The sequence below is a fragment of the Massilia rhizosphaerae genome, assembly GCF_016093545.1.
GTDB lineage: Bacteria > Pseudomonadota > Gammaproteobacteria > Burkholderiales > Burkholderiaceae_D > Telluria > Telluria rhizosphaerae.
The window spans coordinates 300,938-326,355 of record NZ_JADKYX010000002.1 but is presented as its reverse complement, the minus strand read 5'-3'; the positions used below and the strand labels follow the sequence as shown (position 1 = coordinate 326,355).

Sequence of the window (25,418 nt, the reverse complement as noted above, 5' to 3'; positions counted from 1 at the left end):
GGCGGAAATTTGATTAACTGAAAGTTATTTTAGAGCATTGCACGCCCTTCCGTCCGGTAAAATGGACGGATCATGACTACGATTTCCACCCCTCTCTTCGACGATGTCGACTTCGGCCGCCGCTTCGGCGGCATCGCGCGTCTCTACGGCGAGCGTGCACTGGAACGCTTCCGTGCGGCGCACGTTTGCGTGGTCGGCGTCGGCGGCGTCGGCTCCTGGATCGTCGAAGCGCTGGCGCGCAGCGCGGTCGGCCGCCTCACGCTCATCGACCTCGACAACGTGGCCGAATCCAACATCAACCGGCAGATCCAGGCCTTGTCGACCACGATCGGCATGCCCAAGATCGAGGCATTGAAACAGCGCATCGCGCTCATCAATCCGTACTGCCAGGTCGAGCTCGTCGAGGACTTCATCGATCCCGACAACATCCCCGCCATGATCGGGACGCAGCGTTTCGACTACGTCGTCGACGCCATCGACAGCGTCAAGGCCAAGGCCGCGCTGATCGCCTACTGCAGCCAGCATGCGATCCCCCTCGTCGTCATCGGCGGCGCCGGCGGCCAGCTCGACCCGACCAGGATCGAGGTGCGCGACCTTGCCCGCACCGAGCAGGAACCGCTGCTGAAGAAGGTGCGCAAGATCTTGCGTGCCCGCTACGGCTTCGCGCGCGGCGAAAAGAACAAATACCACATCGACGCCGTGTTCTCGATGGAACCGCTGCGCTATCCGGAATCCGGCGACGCCTGCGCGGTCGACCCGAACAGCATCACGGGCCTGAACTGCGCCGGCTTCGGCTCGAGCATGGTCGTCACCGCGACGTTCGGCATGGTCGCGGCCGGCCATCTGCTGCGCAAGCTGGCGGACGCGGCCAACGCGGCCGTCCCGGCACCGCAGCCCGCCGCCGAGCCCGTACTTGTAACCGAATCCATCGACGCTGGGCAACTGGAGGACGCCTTGCTATCATAGAATCGATTTTTTACCGATTCGTGAAAGAGGCTCCATGATCCGTCGTATCGCCTTAGCAGGCTTGCTGGTGGCGGCCGCCGCCGCCAACGCGCAGGATGCATCCCAGGCCACCGCCAACGCGGCCAATCCCGTCAATCCGACCAATCCCGTCAATCCCGCCGATGTCCAGGCGCAGCAGGCCCAGCAGGGGCCGCAGGTGCAGATCATCGACCACGTGATCGGCAAGGGCGCCGAAGCCACCTTCGGCAGCCACGTCGTGGTCAATTACACGGGCTGGTTCTACAAGCCGCTGGCCGCCAGGCAGCACGGCCACAAGTTCGACTCGTCGCTCGATCCGGGCCGCGAACCGCTCGAGTTCCAGCTCGGCGCGCACCAGGTCATCAAGGGCTGGGAGCAGGGCGTGCAGGGCATGAAGGTGGGCGGCAAGCGCACCCTGATCATCCCGAGCGAACTCGCCTACGGCAAGCGCGGCGCCGGCGGCGGCTCGATCCCGCCGGATTCCGATCTGATCTTCGACGTGGAACTGCTGAAGGTCAAGTAAGTCCAACTCAACATCCAATAAGGAGACCTGCATGCGCATCGCGAACGACGTGACGGAATTGATCGGCAATACCCCCTTGGTGCGGATCCGCCGCCTGGCGCAAGGCGCCGGCGCGGACATCGCCGCCAAGCTCGAGTTCTATAATCCGGGTCACAGCGTGAAGGACCGGATCGGCTGGGCCATGATCGAGGCGGCCGAGCAGGCCGGCAAGATCGGCCCGAACACCATCATCGTCGAACCCACCAGCGGCAACACGGGCATCGCGCTGGCGATGGTGTGCGCGGCGCGCGGCTACCGCTGCCGCCTCGTCATGCCCGAAACGATGAGCCAGGAGCGGCGCATCCTGCTGCGCGCCTACGGCGCCGAGCTGGTGCTCACGCCGGGGCCGGAAGGCATGCTGGGCGCGATCCGCCGCGCCGAGGAAATCGTCGCATCCGACCCGAACTGCTTCATGCCGCAGCAGTTCAACAATCCCGCCAACCCGGACGTCCACCGCCGCACGACGGCCGAGGAAATCTGGCGCGATACCGACGGCAAGGTCGACATCCTCGTGGCCGGCGTCGGCACGGGCGGCACCATCACGGGCGTGGCCGAAGTGCTCAAGGCGCGCAAGCCCGGTTTCCGGGCCATCGCCGTGGAACCGGAAGCGTCGCCGATCCTGTCCAAGGGCACCAAGGGCCCGCACCCGATCCAGGGCCTGGGCGCCGGCTTCATCCCGGAAGTGCTGAACACGAAAGCCTACGACGAAGTCATCACCGTCAAGAACGAGGACGCCTTCGAGACGGCCAGGGCGGCCGCGCGCGAGGAAGGCCTGCTGGTCGGCATTTCGTCCGGCGCCGCGCTGTGGGCCGCGATCGAGGTCGCCAAGCGGCCGGAGAATGCGGGCAAGCTGATCGTCACCATCATTCCATCGTTCGGCGAGCGTTATCTCAGTACGGCGTTGTACGCCAACCTGGCTGGATAAAAAAAATGGCCCGCGTCGTGCGGGCCTTTTTTTTACGGCGCGGCGTCAGTGTGCATGTGAATGCGCGCCATGGCCGTGATCGTCGTCGTGGTCATGGTCGTCGTGCGCGTGCGCTTCCAGGCCGTCGTGCAGGGCGCAACTGCTGTGGTTCGTCGTTCCCTGTTCCACCTGCAGCGTGCAATGGTGGATGGCGAAATCCTCGCGCAGGTGCCCGACGATGTCGTCGATGGCCGCATCGCCCGGATAGCCGGCCGGCATCACGAGGTGGGCCGTGAGCGCGGTTTCCGTCGTGCTCATCGCCCAGATGTGCACGTCGTGCACCTCGGTCACGCCGGGTTGCGCGGCGAGGAAGGCCGTCACGCCCGTCGCGTCGACGCTGTCCGGCACGCCCGCCAGCACCATCTGGATCGATTCCCGCAGCAGCGCCCACGTGCCCACGACGATCACGACGACGAGCACGAGGCTGACGGCCGGGTCGAGCCACGTCCAGCCAGTGGCCATGATCACGACGCCGGCGATGACGACGCCCAGCGACAGCACGGCATCCGCCGCCATGTGCTGGTAGGCGCCGCGCACATTGATGTCGTCCTTGCTGCCGGCCACGAACAGCCAGGCCGAGAAACCATTGATCACCACGCCGACGAGCGCGACGATGGAGACCGTCGTGCCGGCCACCGGCTCCGGATGGGTGAAGCGGCGCACGGCTTCCAGGGCGATGGCGCCGCAGGCCACCATCAGCAGCAGTCCGTTGGCGAGGGCGGCGAGGATCGACGTGCCGCGCAGGCCGTACGTGAAACGGCGCGTCGGCGCGCTTTTCGTCAGCAGCGCGGCGCCCCAGGCGAGGCCCAGCCCGAGCACGTCGGACAGGTTGTGGCCGGCGTCGGCCATCAGCGCCGTCGAGTTGGCGATGAAACCGTAGATGAATTCGATGGCGACGAACGCCGTGTTCAGGCCGATCGCGATGGCGAACGCGCGGCCGCTGTCGCCCGGCGCCGGATGGTGGTGGCCATGTCCATGGCCGTGGGAATGATGGGGATGATGGTGACTCATGCGTCCAGTCCGGTGGTTGGTTCGGCGATGGGTTCGGCGATATGTTCGAACATGTTGGCGAGCAAGCCGCTGATGTGGGCATCGGCGGCCGCATAGAACACCTGCTTGCCCTGGCGCTCGGCCTTGACGATGCGCGCCGCGCGCAGCAGGCGCAGGTGGTGGCTGACCAGCGAACTGGACAGGTTCAACGCGGCGGCGATGTCGCCCACCGCGATCGGCTGCGCCAGGCAGGCGAGCACGATGCGCAGGCGCGTGGGGTCGCCCAGCAGGTGGAACAGGTCGGCGAGCTCGTCGACGGCGTTGTCGGTGTCGGGTGGGATACTCATCTTTAACGTGTGAAGAATTGTTCACATGTTAAACGCGTGGGATGGCGGGCGCAAGGGCTGTCGTGAGACTTGGTGAGCTTTGCGGCGCATCGCGCCGCTAGAATTGGGGCATGAGCCAGACCGCCAGCCTCCACCGCGCATCCATGTCGCAGCGACAGGATGCAGGACGTGCCATGCTCGGCTGGGGTATCAGCGTGTTGTGCCACGTGCTTGCCGTGGCCTGGCTGTGGCATGCCTGGTTGTCCCATCGGCCCGCGACGGATGCTGCGCCGGTCAGGCGGATCGAAGTGCGGCTGGTGCCGCTCGTCCCCGACGTGCCGGCGCCGGCGCCCGCGCCGACGGTGACCGTGCCTCGTCCGAGTCCCTTTCCTACGCGCGCGGCACGGCGGCCGATGCCGCCACGGCGACAAGCGCCTGCGCCTGCCGCGCCCGCGGCGCCCACCGCGACCGCCCATGAGCTGCCGGCCGACGCCGCGCCGGCCGGCACCGGCGCCGCTGCGCCGACCGTCGATCTGGCGGCCGCGCGCGCCACCGCGCGCCTGATCGCGCGCGAAGAGGGCAAGGGCCTGGTGGCGCTACCGGATCGCAAGCCGGTGGTGGACCCGAACGCCGACCATCACGTCGTCGACCGCTTCGAACGGGCCCGCCGCGTCGATTGCCAGACGGCCCGCGCGCAGAGCACCAACCTGCTGGCCAACGTGGTCTTGCTGGCCGTGGACATGGCGAAAAACGCCATCGACGACAGTGGCTGCAAGTGGTGAGCGCCGACCCTACGCGAACCGGCGCTGCAACGCCTCGAAGCTGGTCAAGCGCCCCGCCAGCGCACTGGCCGCAACCGTATAGGGATTGGCGAGCCAGACGTCCCCCGGCCCCGAGCGGCCCGGGAAATTGCGGTTGATGGCGCTGACGGTGACCTGGTCGCGGCGCACCGACTGGCCCGGACCGCAATTCGCGCACGCCCCGCAACCCGGCATGATCGTTTCCGCGCCCGCCCGCTCGAACACGGCCAGGTAGCCCTTGTCGATGCAGTAATCGCGCACGGCCATCGTCCCGAACTGCAGGAACAGCCGGGTGCCCGGCGCGACGCGCAGGCCGCGCTCGACGCCCCAGGCCAGCACCTCGTGATAGAAGTCGAAGTCGGCGCGCTTGCCCGCCGTGCAGGAGCCGCCGTACGCGATGTCGACGGCCACCGGCGCCTCCAGCGCCGCCACCGCGATGCCGTTGCCCGGATCGCCGGGGCGGGCCAGCATGGGGCCGATCGTCGCGGCGTCGATGCGGATCACCTGGCGGTAGGCGGCGCCCGGATCGCTGCGCATCCAGTCCTCGAGGACGACGTCGACGCCGCGCCGCTCCTTGATGAACGCGACCGTCTTGTCGTCCGGTTCGACGATGCCGGTGAAGCCGCCCAGCTCGGCCACCATGTTCGTCAGCGTCGCCCGTTCGTCGACGTCCATCGCGCGCACGGCTTCTCCGCCGTATTCGAACACGAGGCCGATCGCGGCGCCGGCGCGGATCGTGTCCATCCGCAGCAGGTGCAGCACCAGGTCTTTCGCCGTGGCGCCGCGCGGTAGCGCGCCGTCGATCTCGATGCGCAAGGTCTCCGGCACCTTGCACCGCACGTTCCCGGTGACCCAGCTGTTCGCCATGTCGGTGGCGCCGATGCCGAAGGCCAGGCAGCCGAGGGCGCCGGCATGCGGCGTGTGCGAGTCCGTGCCGACGACGACCTCGCCCGGCAACGCATACGATTCCGCCATCAGCGCGTGGCAGATGCCTTCCGCGCCCGCGCCGTCCGGCAGCCGGCCGTGCGCGCGGACCGGATAGTCGCGGACGAAACGCGCGTGGCCGGCGGTCAGGTCGGCGACGCCGGCCAGCAGGCCATCGCGCACGTGCGGGACGCTTTGCGCCGCCAGCACGAGGTGGTCCTCGAACGCGATGATCCGGTCGGGCGCATGCAGCGGCGCGGGATGGCCGAAGCCCCGGTGCATCAGGTGCGCGCTTATGCCCGTGAAATAATCGTGGCTGAAGCGCCAGTCGGCCGCGATGAACACGCCTTCTCCGGGCACGGGCGCGGCGCTGCCGGGCGCCAGGTGCCGTTCGATGATCTTCTCGACCAGCGTGCGCGGCTTGTGCGCGGCCGTGCCGGCGCGCGCGGGCTTCGGACGCGGCCACGCGGCCCGCTTGCTGTACGCCAGCAGCCCGCCGCTGCGGATGATCTCCTGCGACAGCCGGTCGCGCCCGTCGAGGAAGACGTCGATCGGAATGGCTTCGCCCGCCGCGATGCGGTCGAGGACCGTGAAATCGGTCGTCGTGAGGATGCCGATGTTGTCGCAGTTCTGCCGGTAGATGCGCTCGAAGCTGCGCGCGACGATGAGGCGGATGCCGGCCGACAGTTCGGCCAGCGGACTCGATTCGCGCGACGAGCCCTTGCCGTAGCGGTGGCCGCCGACCGTGATCCCGAAGCCGCCCGCGCGGATGGCGCCGCGTTCGACCGGCGTCACGGCGCCGCTGCGCAAGCCGACGTAGGGCACGTCGCCCAGCCGGTCGTCGTAGACCGTCATGACCGTCACCGGCGTGATCTCGTCGGTCGAAACATCGTCGCGCAGGGGCAGCGCGTCGGCCAGCGCGACGTCCTCGCCGCGCAGCTGCGCGTGCATGACGGCCGGGTTGTCGGAAAGGTACAAGACCCGTCCTTCGAGACGTATCGTGCCGTTCATGCCGTGGGCAGCCAGGGATGGTCGGCGAGATGCTGCTCCTCGAATGCGCGGATCCGGTCGGCCTTGCGCAGGGTCAGCGCGATGTCGTCGAGGCCGTTCAGCAGGCAGTCCTTGCGGAAGGCGTCGATCTCGAATGCGAACGCGAGGCCGCCCGCCGTGTCGCGGACCGTCTGCGTTTCGAGGTCGACGTCCAGCCACAGGCCGTCGGGCGCGAGGGCGCGGGCGAACAATGCGTCGACCTGATGGTCGGGCAGCACGATCGGCAGCAGCCCGTTCTTGAAGCAGTTGTGGAAGAAGATGTCGGCGAAGCTGGGGGCGATCAGCACGCGGAACCCGTATTCGTCGATGGCCCACGGCGCGTGCTCGCGCGAGGAGCCGCAGCCGAAGTTGTGCCGCGCCAGCAGGATCGACGCGCCCCGGTAGCGCGGCTGGTTCAGCACGAAGTCCGCGTTGATCGGACGCCGCGCGCAGTCCTGCCCCGGTTCGCCGTGGTCGAGGTAGCGCCATTCGTCGAACAGGTTGGGACCGAAGCCGCTGCGCTTGATCGATTTCAGGAACTGCTTCGGGATGATCGCATCGGTATCGACGTTGGCGCGGTCCAGCGGCATGGCCAGGCCCTCGTGGCGGATGAATGCTTTCATGCGGTTCCCCCTGCGTCCTGCGGTTGCGCCAGCGCGCGGATGTCGACGAAGCGGCCGGCGATCGCCGCCGCCGCCGCCATCGCCGGGCTGACGAGATGGGTGCGGCCGCCGGCGCCCTGGCGGCCTTCGAAATTGCGGTTCGACGTCGACGCGCAGCGCTCGCCGGGGGCGAGGCGGTCGGCGTTCATCGCCATGCACATCGAGCAGCCCGGTTCGCGCCATTCGAAGCCGGCGTCCAGGAAGACGCGGTCCAGGCCCTCGCGTTCGGCCTGGGCCTTCACGAGGCCGGAGCCCGGCACCACCATGGCCAGCTTGACCCCGGGCGCGCGCCGTCGGCCGCGCACGACGGCCGCGGCGGCGCGCAGGTCTTCGATCCGCGAATTGGTGCAGGAGCCGATGAAGACCTTGTCGATGCGGATGTCCGTCATCGGGGTATTCGCTTCCAGCCCCATGTAGCGCAGCGCCTTCTGCATGCCGTCGCGCTTGACGGCATCCGGTTCCAGCGCCGGGTCGGGCACGCGGCCGTCGACCGTCGTCACCATTTCCGGCGACGTGCCCCAGGTGATCTGCGGTGCGATGGCGCCGGCGTCGAGGACGACGACGGCATCGAATCCGGCGTCCGGGTCGGAATGGAGGGTGCGCCAGTACGCGAGCGCGCGGTCCCACATGTCCCCTTTTGGTGCGAGCGGACGGTCGCGCACATAGGCCTCGGTCACGTCGTCGAACGCCACCATGCCGGCGCGCGCGCCCGCTTCGATCGACATGTTACAGACCGTCATCCGGCCTTCCATCGACAGAGATTCGATGGCCGGTCCCGCGTATTCGATGACGTGGCCCGTGCCGCCGGCCGTGCCGATTTGTCCGATCAGGGCCAGCACGATGTCCTTGGCCGTCGCCCTCGGACGCAGCGCGCCTTCGACCCGCACCAGCATCGATTTCGATTTTTTACTCAACAGGGTTTGCGTCACCAGCACGTGCTCGACCTCGGAGGTGCCGATGCCGTGCGCGAGGCAGGCCAGCGCGCCATGCGTCGACGTGTGCGAGTCGCCGCATACCACCGTCATGCCGGGCAGCGTGGCGCCCTGTTCGGGGCCGACGACGTGTTCGATGCCCTGGCGGACGTCGTCCATGCCGAAATACGTCAGGCCGTAGGTGCGCGCATTCTCGGCCAGGGTGTCGACCTGGAGTCGGGACACCGGATCCGCGATGCCGCCGCCGCGGTCCGTGGTGGGGACGTTGTGGTCGGCCACCGCCAGGATCGCGCCTGGTCGCCATGGCGTGCGGCCGGCGCGGGCGACGCCTTCGAACGCCTGCGGGCTCGATACCTCGTTGATGATGTGACGGTCGATGTACAGCAGGCAGGTGCCGTCGTCTTCGGGCGCCAATGCGTGGGCGTCCCACAATTTGTCGTACAGGGTCTTGGGCATGGTCTCGATGTCCGGATCGTGGTCTGGGTCGAGACGATGATAGGACGGCCGCACGGCCGCCGGAAGTGATCAGTGGCGAGGCCTCACATCTCGAATCGAGATGCGTCCGTCTGCGTGAGGAATTGCACGAGCGAGCCCGCGGTGGCGCTCAGCGGCTCGTTGCGGCGCGAAATCAGGATCAGCCGGCGCTCGGCCCAGGCGTCGCGGACCGGCACGAGCCGCACATCGAGCGTGTCGAGGTACATCTCGCCGATCTGCTGCGGCACGACGGCGATGCCCAGCCCCACGTGCACCATGCGGCACAGGGCGTCCAGGCTGGTGACGCGGATGTTGACGTTCAGGACGGCGCCGCGCGCCGCCGCTTCCTGCGCCAGCAACTGCGTCAGCGCGCTTTCGCTGCCCAGGCCCACGAAGCTGTCGCCCAGGATGTCCTCGAGGCCGACGGCGCCGGCGTCGGCGAGGCGGTGGCTGCGCGGCACCATCACGAACAGGCGGTCGACGCGGTAGGGCCAGACGTCGAACTGGTCGGCGCCGACGATGGCGTTGCAGATGCCGAGATCGGCCTTGTGATCGAGCACGCTGCTCATCACGTGCGCGCTGCTCTGTTCTTCCAGGTCGATGTGCACGTCGGGGAAGACGCGCTGGAAGGCGGCGATGTCTTCCGGCAGGAACTGCACGATGGCGGAAAGGTTGCCGACCAGCTTGACGTTCCCTTTCGCGCCGCTGGCATACTGCGACAGCTCGGCGCCGAGCGTCTCGATGCTGGCGATGATCGCCTGCGCGTGCCGCAGCACCGTCTCGCCGACCGGCGTGACGGAGATGCCGCGCGACTCCCGGTAAATCACGGGAAAGCCGATCAGCGCCTCGATCTCGGCGATGCGCCGGCTGACGGCGGACGGCGCGATGAATTCGCGGGCGGCGGCGCGCGCGATGTTCCGTTCCTTGCACACGGCCGCGAACAGGCGCAGGGAAGTCAGGTCGAGTTTGCGCAGCAGATTGCTCATGGCGCCATCTTACCCGCTACGGCAGCTGGCCGTCCGCGTCGCGCAGTTCCGGCTGCCCCAATCCCAGCTTCTGCAACTGCGGTGCGATGCGCGCCCGGTCGCCCACGGCGATGACTTTCAGCTGGTCCGGCTTCAGGTACTTTTTCGCCGCCGCCTGCACCTGGGCCGCCGTCACGGCGCGCAAGCGCTCGGGCAGGGTGCGCCAGTAGTCGGCCGGCAGGTCGAACACATAAGTATCGGCCAGGCTCGCGACGATGCCGCTGTCGGTTTCGAACTGGCCCGGCAGCGAATACACCTGCGAGTCGCGCGCGCCCGCCAGTTCGGCGCCGGGCAGCGGCTTGTCGCGCATGCCGTTCACTTCTTTCAGTATCTCGGACACCGACGGCCCCGTGACGTCCGTGCGCACGCTGCCCGCGATGATGAACGGACCCGGCGTGCGGTCGTAGCGGAACGCGGAGTACACGCCGTAGCTGTAGCCCTTTTCCTCGCGCAGGTTGAGGTTGATGCGGCTCGAGAACAGGCCGCCCAGCGCCGCGTTCATGACCTCCATGGCCGGGTAGTCCGGCGTCCTGCGCGCGGCCGCGATGGTGGTCACGCGCAGCGCCGTCTGCGGGGCGCCCGGCTTGTCGACGACGACGAGGCGGGCCTTGCTGCCGTCCGGATCGTCGACCTTCGCCACGGCCGCGTCGGCGCGTTCCCAGCCGCCGAAGCGCGCGGCGGCGAGCGCGCGCAATTCGTCCAGCGTGATGTCGCCGGACACGACGAGGGCCGCGTTGCCGGGCAGGTAGTGGCGGCGCCAGAAGCGCACGAGGTCTTCGCGCGTCGTGGCGCGGATCGCCGGTTCCGTGCCGAGCTGGCCGTAACCGTAGGGGTGGTTGGGGCCGTACAGCGCGCCCGCGGCGGCGACGGCGGCGACGAGCGCCGGGTCGTCGCGCTGCTGCGTCAGTTCGCCCAGGCGCGCCGCGCGCTGGCGCTCGACTTCGGCCGTCGGGAAGGCGGGGTGCTGCACGACGTCGGCCAGCACGTCCAGCGCCTGCGGGAAGGTGGAGCGCAGCGCCAGCAGCGATACCGTCGACGCGTCGTTCGACGCCGTGGTGCCGAGGAAGGCGCCCAGTTGCGCGATCTCGTCGGCGATGCCCGGCGCGCTGCGCGTGGCCGTGCCTTCCTGCAGCATCTGCGCCGTGTAGCCGGCGAGGCCCGGCTGGTCGGACGGGTTGGCGCCGGAGCCGCTTTTCACGACCAGTTCGGCCGCCACGAGCGGCAGCGCGGGATTCGGATGGAAGATGACGGTCAAGCCGTTCGGCAGCTTGAACGACTCGCCCTGCGGCAGCGTGAAGCGCGGCGCGGGACCCGGCTTCGGCGGCGTGCGGCGCCACGCTTCGTCGCGGTTGATGCCGGCGGCGGCGCCGGTCTTCGAGGCCTTCGGCGGCGGGGGCGCCGGCACGTCCGGCCCGAAGTCCGGCTTGCCCGGCACGCCCGCGACGACCACGCGCGCGTTCGGCTGCAGGTAGGCCTGCGCCACGCGGCGCACGTCGGCGGCGGTGACGCGGCGCAGGCGCTCGATATCTTTCGGCAGGTAGCCGGGATCGCCCGTGTACTGGTTGTACTGGTTGATCTGGTTCGCGAGGCCCGTGCCGCCCAGCTTCTCGATCGACGTCAGCATCGCCGTCTCGATCGTGTTGCGGGCGCGCTCGACTTCCTGTTCGGACGGTCCGGTGTCGCGCAGCGCCTTCAACTCGTCGTCGACCGCCGCCTCCAGTTCGGCCGCGTCGTGGCCGGGGCGCGCGGTGACGTCGACGATGAAGGTCGACGTGAGCGCGTTCGAGTTCTGCGCGGCCGATGCGTCCTGGGCGATCTGGCGCTCGTACACGAGGGATTTGTACAGGCGGCTCGCCTTGCCGCCGGCGAGGATCTGCGCCGTCACTTCCAGCTCGGCGTCGCCCGGGCGGAAGGCGGGCGGCGTGAGCCACGCCATGTACACGCGCGGCAGCTCGACGCGGTCGGGCACCGTGAGGCGGCGCTCGCGCGTGATCGGGGGCGTCGTCACCTGCGGATGCGCGACCGGCGGGCTGCGCTTGAAGCTGCCGAAGTACTTGGCGACGAGGGCGCGCGTCTTCGCCTTGTCGATGTCGCCGGCGATCACGATGCTGGCGTTGTTGGGGCCGTAGTAGCGCTTGAAGAAGTCGCGCACGTCGGCCAGTTTCGCGCTCTGGATGTCGGCGTGCGAGCCGATCACCGCCGCGTAATACGGGTGCGTCTTCGGGAACAGCGCGTGGTTCAGCGCTTCCTCGACGATGCCGTACGGGCGGTTCTCGACGGTCTGGCGGCGCTCGTTGCGCACGACGTCCTGCTGGTTCGACAGCGCGGCCTGGTCGAGCACGTCGAGCAGGTAGCCCATGCGGTCGGCGTGCACCCACAGCGCGAGTTCCAGCTGGTTCGACGGCACCGTGTCGTAGTAATTGGTGCGGTCGTAGTCGGTGCTGCCGTTGCTGTCGGTGGCGCCGGCGCCTTCCAGCAGGCGGTCGGCGAGGCCGCGCGGCAGGTGCCGGGTGCCGGCGAACATCATGTGCTCGAACAGGTGGGCGAAGCCGGTCAGCCCCGGCGCCTCGTTGGCCGGGCCGACGTGATACCAGATGTTGACGGCCACGATGGGCAGGCGGTGGTCCTCGACGAGGATCACTTCCAGGCCGTTGGGCAGCGTCGTCTTTTCGTAGCGGACCTGCGGCACGGCGGCGGCGATGGCGGCGGCCGCCGTCTCGGCATGCGCCGCCGGCGGCAGCGCGAGGACCAGCAGCAGGGGCAGGAGGGACAGCAGGCGTGTCATCCGGACCTCGTAGATTTAATGACAGGCGGCGCTGCCCCGGTCGGGCGGCGCGACGCCGAAAGGATACAGCCGGGTCGATTCGATGAATTCCCAGCCGTAGCCGCCCGGGTACAGCTGCAGGCGCAGCACGCCGGTGCGGTTGGCATCGCGCACCTCGCTGTGCGGGACGGTGAGCAGGAACGGCGTCGGAAACGCGCCGCCGGTGCCGACGACGAACTGGCGGATGCCGCGCGCCGGATCGAGCCGGCCGTCCGCATCCTGCGGGGCGAAGCGCTCGTAGTCGTGGTCGTGGCCCGACAGCACCAGCTCGGCGCCGGCGTCGTAGAGCAGCTTCCAGGCGTCGTGCATCGTCGGCACGCTGCCGTGACCGCCCGAGCTGTACAGCGGATGGTGCCAGTACGCGAGCGTGCAGCGCGCCGGGTGGGCGGCGAGGTCGGCGCGCAGCCAGTCCAGCTGGGCCGCGTGGGCGGCCCCGGCCAGGTCGCTGTCCAGCGAGATGACGTGCCAGGTGCCGACCTCGAAGCTGTAGTAGCCGCGGCCGGCGCGCGCGCCCCAGTACGCGAAATACGGCGTCGCGCCCGGCGTGTAGTACTCGTGGTTGCCGGGCGCGGGCCAGGTGCGGTCCTTGAAGCGGCCCCACGTCGGGCCGTAGCAGTCGGTGAATTCCTGGGCGGTGCCGACCGGATAGGTCAGGTCGCCCACCGCCAGCACGACGGCCCGCGGGTCCTGCGCGAGTCCGGCGGCGACGGTGTCGGCAGTGGCCGCCGCGCCCGAATACGCCGCGTCATGGTAGGCGCAGCGCGCGATGTCGCCGGCCGCGTACACGGGGATGCCCTTGTCCGTGCCCGCTGCGTGCGCGCTCGCGGCGAAGAGCGCCATGAGCGCGATGAGCGCCGCGAGCGCGGCCGCCGTCCGCATCGGCAAGCGGGGCATCCTTATTCGAGCAGGCGCAGGAGACCGGCCAGCGCATGCGCCACGGTCTGCTCGCGCACCGCGTGGCGGTCGCCGGAGAACACGAGACGTTCGGTGTACGTCGTATCGCCTTTCGACCAGCCGAAGCACACCGTGCCCACGGGCTTGCCGGGGACGGCGCCGGTGGGGCCGGCGATGCCGGTCGTGGAAACGGCCACGTGGGCGTTGCTGTTGGCGCGCGCGCCCTCGGCCATGGCGCCCGCGACTTCCTCGCTGACGGAGCCGAATTGCGCGATCAGCGCGGCCGGCACGTCCAGCATCTCGGTCTTGGATGCGTTCGAATACGTCACGAAGCCGCATTCGAACCAGCCGGTCGAGCCGGGGATTTCCGTGATGGCCTGGGAGACGCCGCCGCCGGTGCAGGATTCGGCGGTGGCCAGCAGCAGGCCCTTGGCTTCGAGTGCCCGGCCCACACGGGTGGCCAGGTCGATGATGTCGTTCGTCACGTGTCGCTCCTCCTTGTAACGGCGGCGGGGCCGCCAGGGTCTCCAGGGTCTTTCGCGGGCGCGCCGCCGTGTGCCGGGCGTGGAATGATCCGCTGCGCGCTCGCGTCCATTCTAGCGCGCCTTCTCCGTCGGCGGCATCGCAATCTTAACGAAAAGCCATACCCGGGGTTAAGCTTGCTTGTCCGTACAACCGTCATTGTATTTACCGGCATCAACGATCGTCATTGTTCCGTGCGACATTACCTCCGGCCGTGCTGCTATCCTGCTCGCCTTGCGGGCTCGCCCGCAGTGTTGTTCATTGACCGAACCAGGATCTCGCATGCCGCTCGACCGTTTTGCGCATGACCATCCGGCGCGGGCGGCGCTGTAAGCCATGATCCGTCCGCGCCGCTCGATCCGCGAAAAACTCGTCACGATCGTGATGTCGACGACGCTCGCGGCATTGGCCGTCTCGGTGGGCACCGTCGTCGCCTACGACCTGCGCAGCTACAAGAGCGCGCTGCTGAACGACCTGGCGACGCAGGCGGAGCTCGTGGGCCACATGACGTCCGCCGCGCTGGCGTTCGACGACGCTCGCCTGGCGCGCGAGAACCTGGCCCTGCTGCGCAGCCGGCCGTCCGTGCGCGCGGCCGCCATCTACGACGACAAGGGCGCGCTGTTCGCGACCTACGTGGCGCGCGGCGAGACCGGCGCGTTTCCCGCGCGTCCGGCGCAGGGCGGCAGGCGGGTGCGTCCGGGCGGCACGGAAACCTATGTCGGGGCCGGCGACGAAGTGGTGCTGTACAAGCCGATCGTCGAAAACGGCGACCTGCTCGGCACCGTGTACCTGCGCTCGCAGAACCAGATGATGGAACGCATGCGCGACTACCTCGTGATCTGCGCCTGCGTGACCGTGCTGGCCCTGTTCACCGCGTGGCTGCTCGTGCGCCGCCTTGGCCACACCATCACGACGCCCATCGACGCCATCACGAACATCGCGCGCGAAGTCGTGGCGCGGCGCGACTATTCGCGGCGCGCGCCGCGCATCAGCGAGGACGAGGCGGCGGAACTCGTCGATTCCTTCAACGCGATGCTGACCGAGATCGAGCAGCGGACGCGCGCGCTGGAAGACTCCAACCGCGAAATCGCGCGCGAGGCCCAGGAGCGGGCGCGCGCGCAGCAGGAAGTCATGCGCCTGAACGAAGGCCTGGAGGCGCGCGTGCAGGAGCGCACGGCCCAGCTGGAGCTGGCCAATTCGGAGCTGGAGCTGGCGATCGAGGAAGCGCGCAACGCCAACCAGGCCAAGTCCTCGTTCCTGTCGTCGATGAGCCACGAGCTGCGCACGCCGCTCAACGCGATCCTCGGCTTCGCCCAGATCCTGGCGTCGAAGGACATGCCGACGACGCTTGAACAGAAGCTGGAATTCTCCGGCCACATCCTGAAATCAGGGCGGCATCTGCTCACCTTGATCAACGAGATCCTCGACCTGGCCAAGGTGGAGGCGGGGGCTCTAAGCCTGTCGATGGAGCCGGTGCTGCTGGCCGAGGTGCTGGGCGAATGCGAGGGCATGATCGCGCCGCTGGCGGCCGCGCGCGGCGTGCGCGTGCTGTTCCCGCAGGCGCCCGCGGCGCGCGTGCAGGCCGACCGCACGCGCCTCAAGCAGGTGCTGTTGAACCTCCTGTCGAACGCCGTCAAGTACAACCGCGAGGGCGGCGCCGTCGTCGTCGATTGCGCGCAGCCGGCGCCGCAGCGCCTGCGCCTGTCCGTGCAGGACACCGGCATGGGCCTGTCGCCCGAGCAGGTGGCGGGACTGTTCCAGCCGTTCAACCGCCTGGGCCAGGAAGGCGGCACGCAGGAAGGCACGGGCATCGGCCTCGTCGTGACGCGCCGCCTGGTCGAGTTGATGGGCGGCGAGATCGGCGTGACGAGCAGCCCGGGCGTGGGCAGCGTGTTCTGGATCGAGCTGGCCTGCACGGACGCGGCCGGCGGCGTTGCCGACGCGCCGCCCGTCGCGCGCGCCGCGGCCGCCGTCGCGGACGGACTCGCGCCCGAACGGCCGGCCACCGTGCTGTACATCGAAGACAATCCGGCCAACCTGAAACTGGTGCAGGAGATCGTGCGCTTCCGCGCCGACCTGCGCCTCGTGAGCGCGCCGGACGGCCACTTCGGCCTGTCGCTCGCGCGCAGCCAGAAGCCCGACATCATCCTGATGGACCTGAACCTGCCCGGCCTGTCCGGGTTCGAGGTCCTGGCGCAGCTGCGGCGCGAGCCCGAGACCGCGCGGATCCCGGTCATCGCGGTGTCCGCCAACGCCATGCGCGCCGACATCGAGCGTGCGCTGGCGGCCGGCTTCGCGCGCTACCTGACCAAGCCGATCGACATCGGCCAGTTCAACGAGGCCATCGACACCGTGTTGTCGGCCCGAATGAGGACTACCCCATGATTTCGCCCAACGACATCCGCCGCGCGCACATCCTCGTCGTCGACGACGAGCCGGTGAACGTGCAGTTGCTCGAGTTCCTGCTCAAGACGAGCGGCTACGAGAACGTCGCCAGCACCACCGACCCGCGCCAGGTCGCCGCGCTGCACCTGCAGCACCGCTACGACCTGATCATCCTCGACCTGCAGATGCCGCACATGGACGGCTTCCAGGTGATGGAAGCGCTGAAGCCGATGGAGCGCGAATCGTGGCTGCCCGTGCTGGTGGTGACGGCGGAACCGGACAAGAAGCTCTCGGCGCTGGAAGCCGGAGCGCGCGATTTCATCGGCAAGCCGTTCGACACGGTCGAGGTCCTGACGCGCATCCGCAACCTGCTCGAAGTGCGGCTGTTCCACCAGGAGTCGCGCGACTACGGCGCGCGCATGGAGCGCAAGGTGCGCGAGCGCACGGCCGAACTGCAGCGCTTCCGCGGCGCGATGGACGCGACGTCGGACGCCATCTTCCTCGTCGACGCGCGCACGATGGCGATGGTCGACGTCAGCGACGGCGCCTGCCGCATGCTCGGCTTCTCGAAAGAAGCCTTGCTGCGCATCGATCCGGTCGCGCTGGGCCTCGCGGAACGGGCGCAGCTCGAGCGCTATGCGGATCCGGCGTCCACGTCGCGCGAGCACGACATCGTCGAGACGGAGCTCCTGCGCTCGGACGGGCAGGGCGCCGTGCCCGTCGAGATCAGCTGGCAGCTGCAGCAGCAGGAGCACAACCGCATCCTGATCGCGGTCGCGCGCGACATCAGCGAGCGCCTGCAGGCCGCGCAGCGCCTGAAGCACATGTCGAACTACGACAGCCTGACGGGCCTGCCCAACCGCAGCCTGTTCTTCCACACGCTGCGCGACGCCATCGAACTCGCGCAGGACAAGAACTGGCGCATCGCCGTCCTGTTCATCACGCTCGACCGTTTTAAAATCGTCAACGATTCGCTCGGCCCGGCGCTGGGCGACGAGCTGCTGCGCCAGTTCAGCACGCGGCTGGTGCGCTGCGTGCGCCTGCGCGACACGATCGGGCGCCTGGGCGGCGACGAGTTCGCGCTGATCCTCACGATGACGCGCGAGCAGACCGAGGACGAGGCGGTGAGCGTGGCGAACGACGTGCGCGAGGCGCTGCGCGCGCCGTTCGACCTGAACGGCCAGCAGGCCGTGCTGACGGCCAGCATCGGCATCGCGATGTATCCCGACGACGCCGTCGATCCCGGCACGCTCGTCAAGTACGCGGACGTCGCGATGGTGCGCGCCAAGGAGGCCGGCCGCGACGGCTACCGCTTCTTCACGGCCGGGATGAACGTGCAGGTGCTGGCGCGCCTGGACCTCGAACTGGCGCTGCGCGCCGCCATCGACGACAAACAGTTCGAGCTGCACTACCAGCCCAAGCTGGACCTGAACACGGGCCGCGTGAGCGGCGTGGAGGCGCTGCTGCGCTGGCGCCGCCCTGGCTTCGGCCTCGTGTATCCGGCCGAATTCGTGCCCATCCTGGAGGACACCGGCATGGTCGTGCGCGTGGGCGCGTGGATCATCGGCGAGGCCTGCCGCCAGATCGCCGCGTGGATGCTTGACGGCGTGCGCGACGTGCGCGTGGCCGTGAACGTGTCGAGCCGCCAGTTCGTCGAAGGCGACCTGGAAGGCGACATCCGCGCCGCGCTGGAAGAGCACCGCGTGGATCCGGGCCTGCTCGAGCTGGAACTGACCGAGAGCGCGCTGATGTCGAACTTCGAGCACACGGTGCAGGTGCTGGAGCGCCTGAAGCTGCTCGGCATCCGCGTCGCCATCGACGATTTCGGCACCGGCTATTCGAGCCTGGCCTACCTGAAGCGCTTCCCGATCGACAAGCTCAAGATCGATATCGCGTTCGTGCGCGACATCACGACCAATCCGGACGACGCCGCGATCGCGCTGGCCATCATCAGCATGGCGCACAGCCTGCACATGCAGGTGATCGCGGAAGGCGTGGAATCGCGCGCCCAGATGGCGCTGCTGCGCCGCCACCGCTGCGACGAGATCCAGGGCTTTCATTTCGCGCGCGCGCTCGTGCCCGCCGACCTCGCCAGGCTCGTGCTGGAAAATCGCGCCCAGCCCACGCGGCCGGCGGAGGACGACCGCAACGTCCAGACCCTGCTCGTGGTGGACGACGACGTCAACGTGCTGGCCGCGCTGCACCGCTTGTTCAGGCGCGACAACTACCGCGTGCTGACGGCCGCGTCGCCGGCCGAGGGCTTCGAGTTGCTGGCGCTGTACCACGTGCAGGTGATCCTGTGCGACCAGAAGATGCCGGTGATGAACGGCACCGAATTCCTCAGCAAGGTCAAGGAGATGTATCCGGACACGATGCGCATCATCCTGTCCGGCTACACGGGCGTGGAAACGGTGCTCGACTCGATCAACCGCGGCGCCATCTACCGCTTCTACACGAAGCCGTGGAACGACACGGAATTGCGCGACAACGTGCGGCTCGCGTTTCGGCAGTACTGGCTCACGCACGGGCCGTACGATGACCGCAAGACGCCGCGCGAGGACGAAGAGGCCGCGTGATGTGCATGCATTTGGTGGGCACGGGGTGCCCACCCTACGTTGTCGATGCGTAGGGTGGGCGGGGAGGTAATGCCGGGGGCATTGCCTCCGCCCACCAATCGACCGTTAACCGGGGCTGAAATGGTCCCAGCCGGCCAGTTGCAGATCGAGCGCGGCGCCGTCCGCATCGACCAGCCGCAACCCCGCCTCCGCCGTGATCGTGCCCACGCGCGTGACCGCCGTCGCGCAGGCCGCACCGGCCGCAAGAATCGCCGTGCGCGTCTCGACCGGCGCCGTAAAGCACAATTCGTAATCGTCGCCTCCCGCCGCGGCGAAGCGGCGGCGCAAGGCGCGCGGCTGGCGCGCCAGCGCCGGGCCGCTGGGCAGCGCGTCGACGTCGAGCACGGCGCCCACGCGCGACGCGGCCAGGATGTGCTTCAAATCGCCGACAAGGCCGTCCGAGACGTCGAGCGCCGCATGCGCGAGGCCGCCTTCCGCCAGCAGGCACCCGAGCGCGACCCGCGGCGTCGGCGCGTGCATGCGTTCTCCGGTGGCGGCGTGGTCGGCGGCGTCGAGCGCCACTTCGCTGCGGCGCGCGGCCAGCCACAGGCGCGCGTCGCCCAGCGTGCCCGAGATCCAGATGTCGTCGCCCGTGCGCGCGGCGTCGCGGCGCAATGCCTGGCCGGGCGCCAATTCGCCGAAGATCGTGATGCAGATGTTCAGCGGACCCTTGGTCGTGTCGCCGCCCAGCAGTTCGCAGCCGTGGGCGTCGGCCAGCGCGAACAGGCCGCGCGAGAAGGCATCGAGCCAGTCCGGTTCCGCCGCCGGCAAGGACAGCGCCAGGGTGAAGCCGAGCGGGCGCGCGCCCATCGCGGCCAGGTCGGACAAATTCACGGCCAGGCATTTGTGGCCGAGCGTGAACGGGTCGGCACCGGCGAAGAAATGGCGGTCTTCGACGAGCATGTCGGACGAGATGGCCAGCAGCTTGCCGGGCGTGGGAGAAAGCAGCGCGCAGTCGTCGCCGACGCCGAGGACGGTGTTCGGGCCGGGCGCGCGGTCGCGCTGGAAGTAGCGTTTGATGAGGTCGAATTCGGAGAGCATGGCGCGATTCTAATCCGGCAGGCCCGCCTGGTGGGCCGTGCGCCGGTAGCCGCCGGGGCCGATGCCGTAATGGCGCTTGAACACGCGGTTGAACGCCGCTTCCGATTGGTAGCCGACGGCCAGCGCCACGTCGCCCACGGCGCCTTCGCCCTGCAGCAGCGCGCGCGCGGCGCGCGCCATGCGCAGCTGGGTCAACATGTCGGCCGGCGGCATCCCGCACAGGCGCGCGAACAGGCGCGCAAACGTCGCGCGCGACATGTGGCAGGCGTCGGCCAGGTCTTCCACCTTCCACGCCCGCTCGGGCGCTTCCAGCATGCGGGCGAGCGCATTGCCCAGGCGCCGGTCGGCCAGGACGGCGAACAGGCCCGGCGCATCGTGCTGCGTGCCGGCCAGCCAGGCGCGCAGCAGCAGCGCGAACAGGGCGCCGGACAACTGGGCGACGACGACGTCGCCGCCGGGACGGACCTGCGCCGTCTCGTGCTGCAGCAGCCGGACGAGCGAATGCAGGCCGGGAAAGTCGCCGGCCCGGCTGGCGCGCACGACCATGACGGCGGGCAGGGCGCGCACGAGGGCCCGGCGCGCGGCGCCCTCGAACACGAAGCTGCCGCACAGGATGGCGGTGCCGGGCCCGGTGCCGTCGTTGGCCTTGCGTTGCAGCGGCCCGTCGCCGGCGAGCGCGCGGATCGGAAGGGCGTCAGCGGCCGGGCCCGCGTGCAGGCGGTGCGCGCTGCCGCCGGGGAAGACGACGACGTCGCCGGCCGCGAGGTACAGCGCGTCGTGGCCCGGGGCGTCGACACGGGCGCCGCCGTCGACGATCACGTGGAACGGCGCCACGCCCGGCGTCGCGGCCGGTTCGTCCAATACCCAGGGCGCCGCCAGTTCGCAGCGGATGTCGAGCGAGGTGCGGATCGTGTACAGGGAAAGCAGGCGGCTGAGGGTGTCCATGGGTGTCCAGATGAGACGATTGAGCAAATTATCGCAGCATCTGGGAATTCATTGTATCGACCAACCGGCCTAGACTTCTTTCCATGCCAAACGGCATTTCATCCACGAACGAAGAAAGGAAAGATCATGAGCCGTCTGAATGCCTTGGGATCCAACGCCACCGGCCGCGCCGCCGACCTGTTCGCCGCCGTCAAAGCCAAGCTGGGCAAAGTTCCGAACGCCTACGACACCATCGGCAGCAACAGTCCCGTGGCGCTCGAAGCCCTGCTGAACTTCGATGCGAAGTTGGCCGACACGAGCCTGTCGAAGAAGGAGATCGAAGTGATCAAGCTGGCCGTCAGCGAAGTGAACGCCTGCGATTACTGCCTGGCCGCGCACACGCTGGCCGGCAAGGCCGCCGGCCTGCCGGCGGACGCGATCCTGGCGGCGCGCCGCGGCACGCCGGGCGGGGACGCGAAACTGGACGCGCTGTCGACGTTCGTGCGGGACGTCGTCGGTAGCCGCGGCACGGTGGCGCAGCCCGTCGTCGAGGCCGTCAAGGCGGCCGGCTACACGGATGCGCAGGTGGTGGACACGATCTTCGCGATCTCCAGCATCACGTTCACGAACCTGCTCAACCGTATCAACGACACGGCGCTGGATTTCCCGAAAGCGCCGGCCTGACGCGGGCGACGGGCCGGGTTGCCATGCTACCCGGCCTTGGTAGCGGCTGTCGATACCAAGAAATACGTACGCGGGGGCACGTGACACTCTGCTAAAATCGGAGACCCCCCGTCAGGTCAGTTCAGGAAGGCAGCAAAGCATGGATTCGTCAATCGATAAAAAAGAAGAATTACGTCAACAACTGCGGGCTGCCGCGCTCGAGTACCACCAGTTTCCCTCTCCCGGCAAGATCGCCGTCACGCCGACCAAATCCGTCCTGAACCAGCGCGACCTGGCCCTGGCGTATTCGCCGGGCGTCGCCGCGCCCTGCGAGGAAATCGTCAAGGACCCGTCCACCGCCTATAAGTATACGGCGCGCGGCAACCTGGTGGCCGTGATTTCGAACGGCACCGCCGTGCTCGGCCTGGGCAATATCGGCCCGCTGGCTTCCAAGCCCGTCATGGAAGGCAAGGGCGTGCTGTTCAAGAAGTTCGCCGGCATCGACGTGTTCGACATCGAAGTCAACGAAAACGATCCGGACAAGCTGATCGAAGTGATCGCCGCGCTGGAACCGACGTTCGGCGGCGTGAACCTCGAGGACATCAAGGCGCCCGAGTGCTTCTATATCGAGCGCAAGCTGCGCGAGCGCATGAAGATCCCCGTCTTCCACGACGACCAGCACGGCACCGCCATCATCGTGGGCGCCGCCATCCTGAACGGCCTGAAAGTCGTCGGCAAGGATCTCAAGAAGTGCAAGATGGTCGTGTCCGGCGCGGGCGCGGCGGCGCTGGCCTGCCTCGACCTGGCCGTCGACCTCGGCTTCCCGATCGAGAATATCTATGTGACCGACCTCGCCGGCGTCGTCTACAAAGGCCGCACCGAGCTGATGGACCCGGACAAGGAACGCTTCGCCCAGGACACGCCGCACCGCAGCCTCGCCGAGGTCATCCCCGACGCCGACATCTTCCTGGGCCTGTCCGCCGGCGGCGTGCTCAAGCCGGAGATGGTCGCCAGGATGGCGCCGAACCCGCTGATCCTGGCGCTCGCGAACCCGAACCCGGAGATCCTGCCGGAAGACGCGAAGGCCGTCCGCAGCGACGTGATCATCGCCACCGGCCGTTCGGACTACCCGAACCAGGTCAACAACGTGCTGTGCTTCCCGTACATGTTCCGCGGCGCGCTGGACTGCGGCGCGACGACGATCACGCGCGAGATGGAAATCGCCGTCGTGCACGCCATCGCCGACCTGGCCCACGCCGAGCAGTCGGACATCGTGGCGTCGGCCTACGGCATCTCGAACCTGTCGTTCGGCCCGGAATACCTGATTCCGATGCCGTTCGACCCGCGCCTCCTGACGCACATCGCGCCGGCCGTGGCCAAGGCCGCGATGGACGGCGGCGTCGCCACCCGTCCGATCGCCGACCTGGCCGCGTACGCCGAGAGCCTGCAGCAATTCGTCTACCGCAGCGGCAGCTTCATGAAGCCGCTGTTCCAGATCGCCAAGAGCGCGCCGGCCGAGCGCAAGCGCATCGTCTTCGCCGAGGGCGAGGAAGAGCGTGTGCTGCGCGCCGTCCAGGCCGTCGTCGACGAGAACCTGGCCCGTCCGATCCTCGTTGGCCGTCCGGCCGTGCTGGAAAAGCGCATCGAGAAATTCGGCCTGCGCCTCAAGCAGGGCAAGCACTTCGACGTCATCAACCCGGACTTCGACGAGCGCTACCGCGACTACTGGCAGACCTACCACCAGATGGTGATGCGCAAGGGCGTCACGGAAGACCTCGCCCGGCTGGCGATGCGCCGCCGCCATACGCTGATCGGCGCGATGATGATCCACAAGGGCGACGCCGACGGCATGATCTGCGGCACCTACGGCACGACCGAGGTCCACCTGCAGTACATCGACCAGGTGCTGGGCAAGCGCGCCGGCAGCAACGTGTATGCGGCGCTGAACTTCATCATCACGCAGGAACGCCAGCTGGCCATGGTCGACACCCACGTGAACGAGAACCCGACCGCGGAAGAACTGGCCGAGATCACGATCATGGCGGCCGACGAACTGGAGCGCCTGGGCATCACCCCCCGCGTGGCGCTGCTGTCGCACTCCAACTTCGGCACGTCGAACAGCGCGTCGGCCAAGAAGATGCGCGCCGCGCTGGGCCTCATCCAGCAGAAGGCGCCGGACCTCGAAGTCGACGGCGAAATGCACGGCGACACGGCGCTGGATTCGAAGCTGCGCGCCAAGATCATGCCGCAATCGACGCTCAAGGGCGACGCCAACCTGCTCGTCATGCCGAACATCGAAGCCGCGAACATCGCCTACAACGTGGTCAAGACGGCCGCCGGCAGCGGCGTCGCCGTGGGCCCGGTGCTGCTGGGCTGCGCGCGTCCGGTGCACATCCTGACCCCGTCGGCCACCGTGCGCCGCATCGTCAACATGACCGCGCTGTGCGTCGTGGACGCCGTGTCGGAGCGTTGATAACAGGGCACTGTTGTAAATTCGCCACCGATGGCGACGTCGAACAAAAGGGCCGGAAACGGCCCTTTTGTCATCGAAATGTAGAAGTTCCCGACAATTCGTGAATATGTAATAAAGCTTGAGGGACACGTAACAATGCGTAATCAGGCGACGTGTTTCAACGGTTTCAGGCGATAATAGACGAGTACGTATTGCATATTTTGCACGATTTCTTTTGCGCAAGGGTATACGCACCACTCTGATACAATGTGAGGTTGTCGGAAATTTATCTGGTCCGCACCATCGCGGCTGACAGCCCGCATGCCGTCCCGCCTCGGCTGCCGCGGCGGCCGTCACGGACCACCACTGGATCACCAAGAACATGCAAACAACAAAAAAGGCCCTGATCACCGGTATCACCGGGCAGGACGGCGCCTATCTGGCGCAGCTACTCCTGGAAAAGGGCTACCACGTGACCGGCACGTTCCGCCGGTCCAGCTCCGTTAATTTCTGGCGCATCGCAGAACTCGGTATCGAGCAGCACCCCAACCTGGCCCTCGTCGAATACGATCTCACCGATCTCTCCTCGAGTATCCGCCTGATGGAATCCACCCGTCCCGACGAGGTGTACAACCTGGCCGCCCAGAGCTTCGTCGGCGTCTCGTTCGAGCAACCGGTGACCACCGCGTCGATCACGGGCATCGGCGCCGTCAACCTGCTGGAAGCGATCCGCATCGTGCATCCGAAGGCGCGCTTTTACCAGGCATCCACGTCCGAGATGTTCGGCAAGGTGCAGGCCGTGCCGCAGGTCGAGTCGACTCCGTTCTACCCGCGCAGCCCGTACGGCGTGGCCAAGCTGTATGCGCACTGGATGACCGTCAACTACCGCGAGTCCTATGGCATCTTCGGCAGCTCGGGCATCCTGTTCAACCACGAGTCGCCGCTGCGCGGCCGCGAATTCGTCACCCGCAAGATCACGGATTCCGTCGCCAAGATCGTCCTGAACAAGCTGGACGTGCTGGAGCTGGGCAACCTGGATGCCAAGCGCGACTGGGGCTATGCGCGCGAATACGTGGAAGGCATGTGGCGCATCCTGCAGGCCGACGAGCCGGATACGTTCGTGCTGGCCACCAACCGCACCGAAACCGTGCGCGACTTCGTCACCATGGCCTTCCGCGGCGCCAATCTCGACATCGAATGGAAGGGCGAGGGCGAACAGGAAACGGGGCACTGCGCCCGTACCGGCAAGGCGCTCGTGCGCGTGTCGCCCAAGTTCTACCGTCCGTCCGAGGTCGACCTGCTGATCGGCGACCCGTCCAAGGCGCAGCGCGAGCTGGGCTGGAAGGCCGAGACGTCGCTCGAGCAATTGTGCCAGATGATGGTCGACGCCGACCTGCGTCGCAACGAAACCGGTTTCTCGTTCTGA

20 protein-coding genes are annotated in these 25,418 nt (G+C 68.3%); 9 read left to right on the top strand and 11 right to left on the bottom strand.

All coding sequences use genetic code 11. From position 1 onward, the window contains the following. The first annotated feature begins 72 nt into the window (after positions 1–72). The 3 genes from tcdA to cysK are packed head-to-tail and all read left to right on the top strand — an operon-like array spanning position 73 to position 2,471. Positions 73–966 (top strand): tRNA cyclic N6-threonylcarbamoyladenosine(37) synthase TcdA, encoded by an 894-nt coding sequence (gene tcdA, locus ISF28_RS04515; protein WP_198115950.1) that lies wholly within the window; start codon positions 73–75, stop codon positions 964–966. 34 nt (positions 967–1,000) lie between these two features. Next, positions 1,001–1,507 carry an FKBP-type peptidyl-prolyl cis-trans isomerase gene (locus tag ISF28_RS04510; RefSeq protein ID WP_198115949.1) on the top strand — a complete coding sequence of 169 codons (507 nt, stop codon included), beginning with the start codon at positions 1,001–1,003 and terminating at the stop codon, positions 1,505–1,507. Between the two features lie 31 nt (positions 1,508–1,538). Beyond that, the gene (gene cysK / locus ISF28_RS04505) at positions 1,539–2,471 is read left to right on the top strand and encodes a cysteine synthase A (protein ID WP_198115948.1); all 933 of its coding nucleotides are present in this window, start codon (positions 1,539–1,541) and stop codon (positions 2,469–2,471) included. A gap of 45 nt (positions 2,472–2,516) precedes the next feature. Here cysK and ISF28_RS04500 read toward each other — a convergent pair whose 3' ends face one another. Then, positions 2,517–3,521 carry a cation diffusion facilitator family transporter gene (locus ISF28_RS04500; protein WP_198115947.1) on the bottom strand — a complete coding sequence of 335 codons (1,005 nt, stop codon included), beginning with the start codon at positions 3,519–3,521 and terminating at the stop codon, positions 2,517–2,519. Next, positions 3,518–3,847, bottom strand: a complete 330-nt coding sequence (locus ISF28_RS04495; RefSeq protein ID WP_198115946.1) for an ArsR/SmtB family transcription factor — start codon at positions 3,845–3,847, stop codon at positions 3,518–3,520. The genes ISF28_RS04500 and ISF28_RS04495 overlap by 4 nt, the downstream gene beginning before the upstream one ends. Before the next feature lie 110 nt (positions 3,848–3,957). Between ISF28_RS04495 and ISF28_RS04490 the strand changes: the two genes are divergently transcribed. After that, entirely contained in the window at positions 3,958–4,608 is a 651-nt protein-coding gene (locus tag ISF28_RS04490; RefSeq protein WP_198115945.1) for a hypothetical protein, read from the top strand. 9 nt (positions 4,609–4,617) lie between these two features. Here ISF28_RS04490 and ISF28_RS04485 read toward each other — a convergent pair whose 3' ends face one another. The 7 genes from ISF28_RS04485 to ISF28_RS04455 all read right to left on the bottom strand — a co-directional run bounded on the left by ISF28_RS04485 (position 4,618) and on the right by ISF28_RS04455 (position 13,875). Beyond that, positions 4,618–6,561: an aconitase family protein gene (locus ISF28_RS04485; RefSeq protein WP_198115944.1), complete on the bottom strand. Its 1,944-nt coding sequence runs from the start codon at positions 6,559–6,561 to the stop codon at positions 4,618–4,620. Next, positions 6,558–7,202 carry a 3-isopropylmalate dehydratase small subunit gene (leuD, locus tag ISF28_RS04480; RefSeq protein ID WP_198115943.1) on the bottom strand — a complete coding sequence of 215 codons (645 nt, stop codon included), beginning with the start codon at positions 7,200–7,202 and terminating at the stop codon, positions 6,558–6,560. Before leuD ends, ISF28_RS04485 begins: the two co-directional genes overlap by 4 nt. Continuing rightward, entirely contained in the window at positions 7,199–8,629 is a 1,431-nt protein-coding gene (gene leuC, locus ISF28_RS04475; RefSeq protein WP_198115942.1) for a 3-isopropylmalate dehydratase large subunit, read from the bottom strand. The genes leuD and leuC overlap by 4 nt, the downstream gene beginning before the upstream one ends. 83 nt (positions 8,630–8,712) lie before the next feature. Further along, positions 8,713–9,633 carry a LysR family transcriptional regulator gene (locus ISF28_RS04470; protein ID WP_198115941.1) on the bottom strand — a complete coding sequence of 307 codons (921 nt, stop codon included), beginning with the start codon at positions 9,631–9,633 and terminating at the stop codon, positions 8,713–8,715. Between the two features lie 16 nt (positions 9,634–9,649). Further along, positions 9,650–12,457: a M16 family metallopeptidase gene (locus tag ISF28_RS04465; protein WP_198115940.1), complete on the bottom strand. Its 2,808-nt coding sequence runs from the start codon at positions 12,455–12,457 to the stop codon at positions 9,650–9,652. Positions 12,458–12,472: 15 nt separating this feature from the next. Beyond that, complete coding sequence (locus ISF28_RS04460; protein ID WP_198115939.1) at positions 12,473–13,390, bottom strand: metallophosphoesterase family protein; 918 nt, start codon at positions 13,388–13,390, stop codon at positions 12,473–12,475. 2 nt (positions 13,391–13,392) lie between these two features. After that, complete coding sequence (locus ISF28_RS04455; RefSeq protein ID WP_198115938.1) at positions 13,393–13,875, bottom strand: CinA family protein; 483 nt, start codon at positions 13,873–13,875, stop codon at positions 13,393–13,395. Positions 13,876–14,248: 373 nt separating this feature from the next. Between ISF28_RS04455 and ISF28_RS04450 the strand changes: the two genes are divergently transcribed. Continuing rightward, the gene (locus ISF28_RS04450) at positions 14,249–16,297 is read left to right on the top strand and encodes a sensor histidine kinase, YfiR-like protein-associated (RefSeq protein WP_229518873.1); all 2,049 of its coding nucleotides are present in this window, start codon (positions 14,249–14,251) and stop codon (positions 16,295–16,297) included. After that, entirely contained in the window at positions 16,294–18,873 is a 2,580-nt protein-coding gene (locus ISF28_RS04445; protein WP_198115937.1) for an EAL domain-containing protein, read from the top strand. The genes ISF28_RS04450 and ISF28_RS04445 overlap by 4 nt, the downstream gene beginning before the upstream one ends. Before the next feature lie 105 nt (positions 18,874–18,978). On the opposite strand, the gene thiL is transcribed toward ISF28_RS04445, so the two are convergent. Next, positions 18,979–19,953, bottom strand: coding sequence for a thiamine-phosphate kinase (gene thiL, locus ISF28_RS04440; RefSeq protein ID WP_198115936.1), 975 nt, complete (start codon positions 19,951–19,953; stop codon positions 18,979–18,981). 9 nt (positions 19,954–19,962) lie between these two features. Further along, positions 19,963–20,898 (bottom strand): AraC family transcriptional regulator, encoded by a 936-nt coding sequence (locus tag ISF28_RS04435; RefSeq protein WP_198115935.1) that lies wholly within the window; start codon positions 20,896–20,898, stop codon positions 19,963–19,965. A 126-nt stretch (positions 20,899–21,024) separates the two neighbouring features. Here ISF28_RS04435 and ISF28_RS04430 point away from each other — a divergent pair, with 126 nt between their 5' ends. From ISF28_RS04430 to gmd, 3 genes are all read left to right on the top strand, one after another. Continuing rightward, complete coding sequence (locus ISF28_RS04430; RefSeq protein ID WP_198115934.1) at positions 21,025–21,561, top strand: carboxymuconolactone decarboxylase family protein; 537 nt, start codon at positions 21,025–21,027, stop codon at positions 21,559–21,561. A gap of 139 nt (positions 21,562–21,700) precedes the next feature. After that, a complete protein-coding gene (locus ISF28_RS04425) occupies positions 21,701–24,013 on the top strand; it encodes an NADP-dependent malic enzyme (protein ID WP_198115933.1) in 2,313 nt (770 codons plus the stop codon). A gap of 361 nt (positions 24,014–24,374) precedes the next feature. Then, positions 24,375–25,418 (top strand): GDP-mannose 4,6-dehydratase, encoded by a 1,044-nt coding sequence (gene gmd, locus ISF28_RS04420; RefSeq protein WP_198115932.1) that lies wholly within the window; start codon positions 24,375–24,377, stop codon positions 25,416–25,418.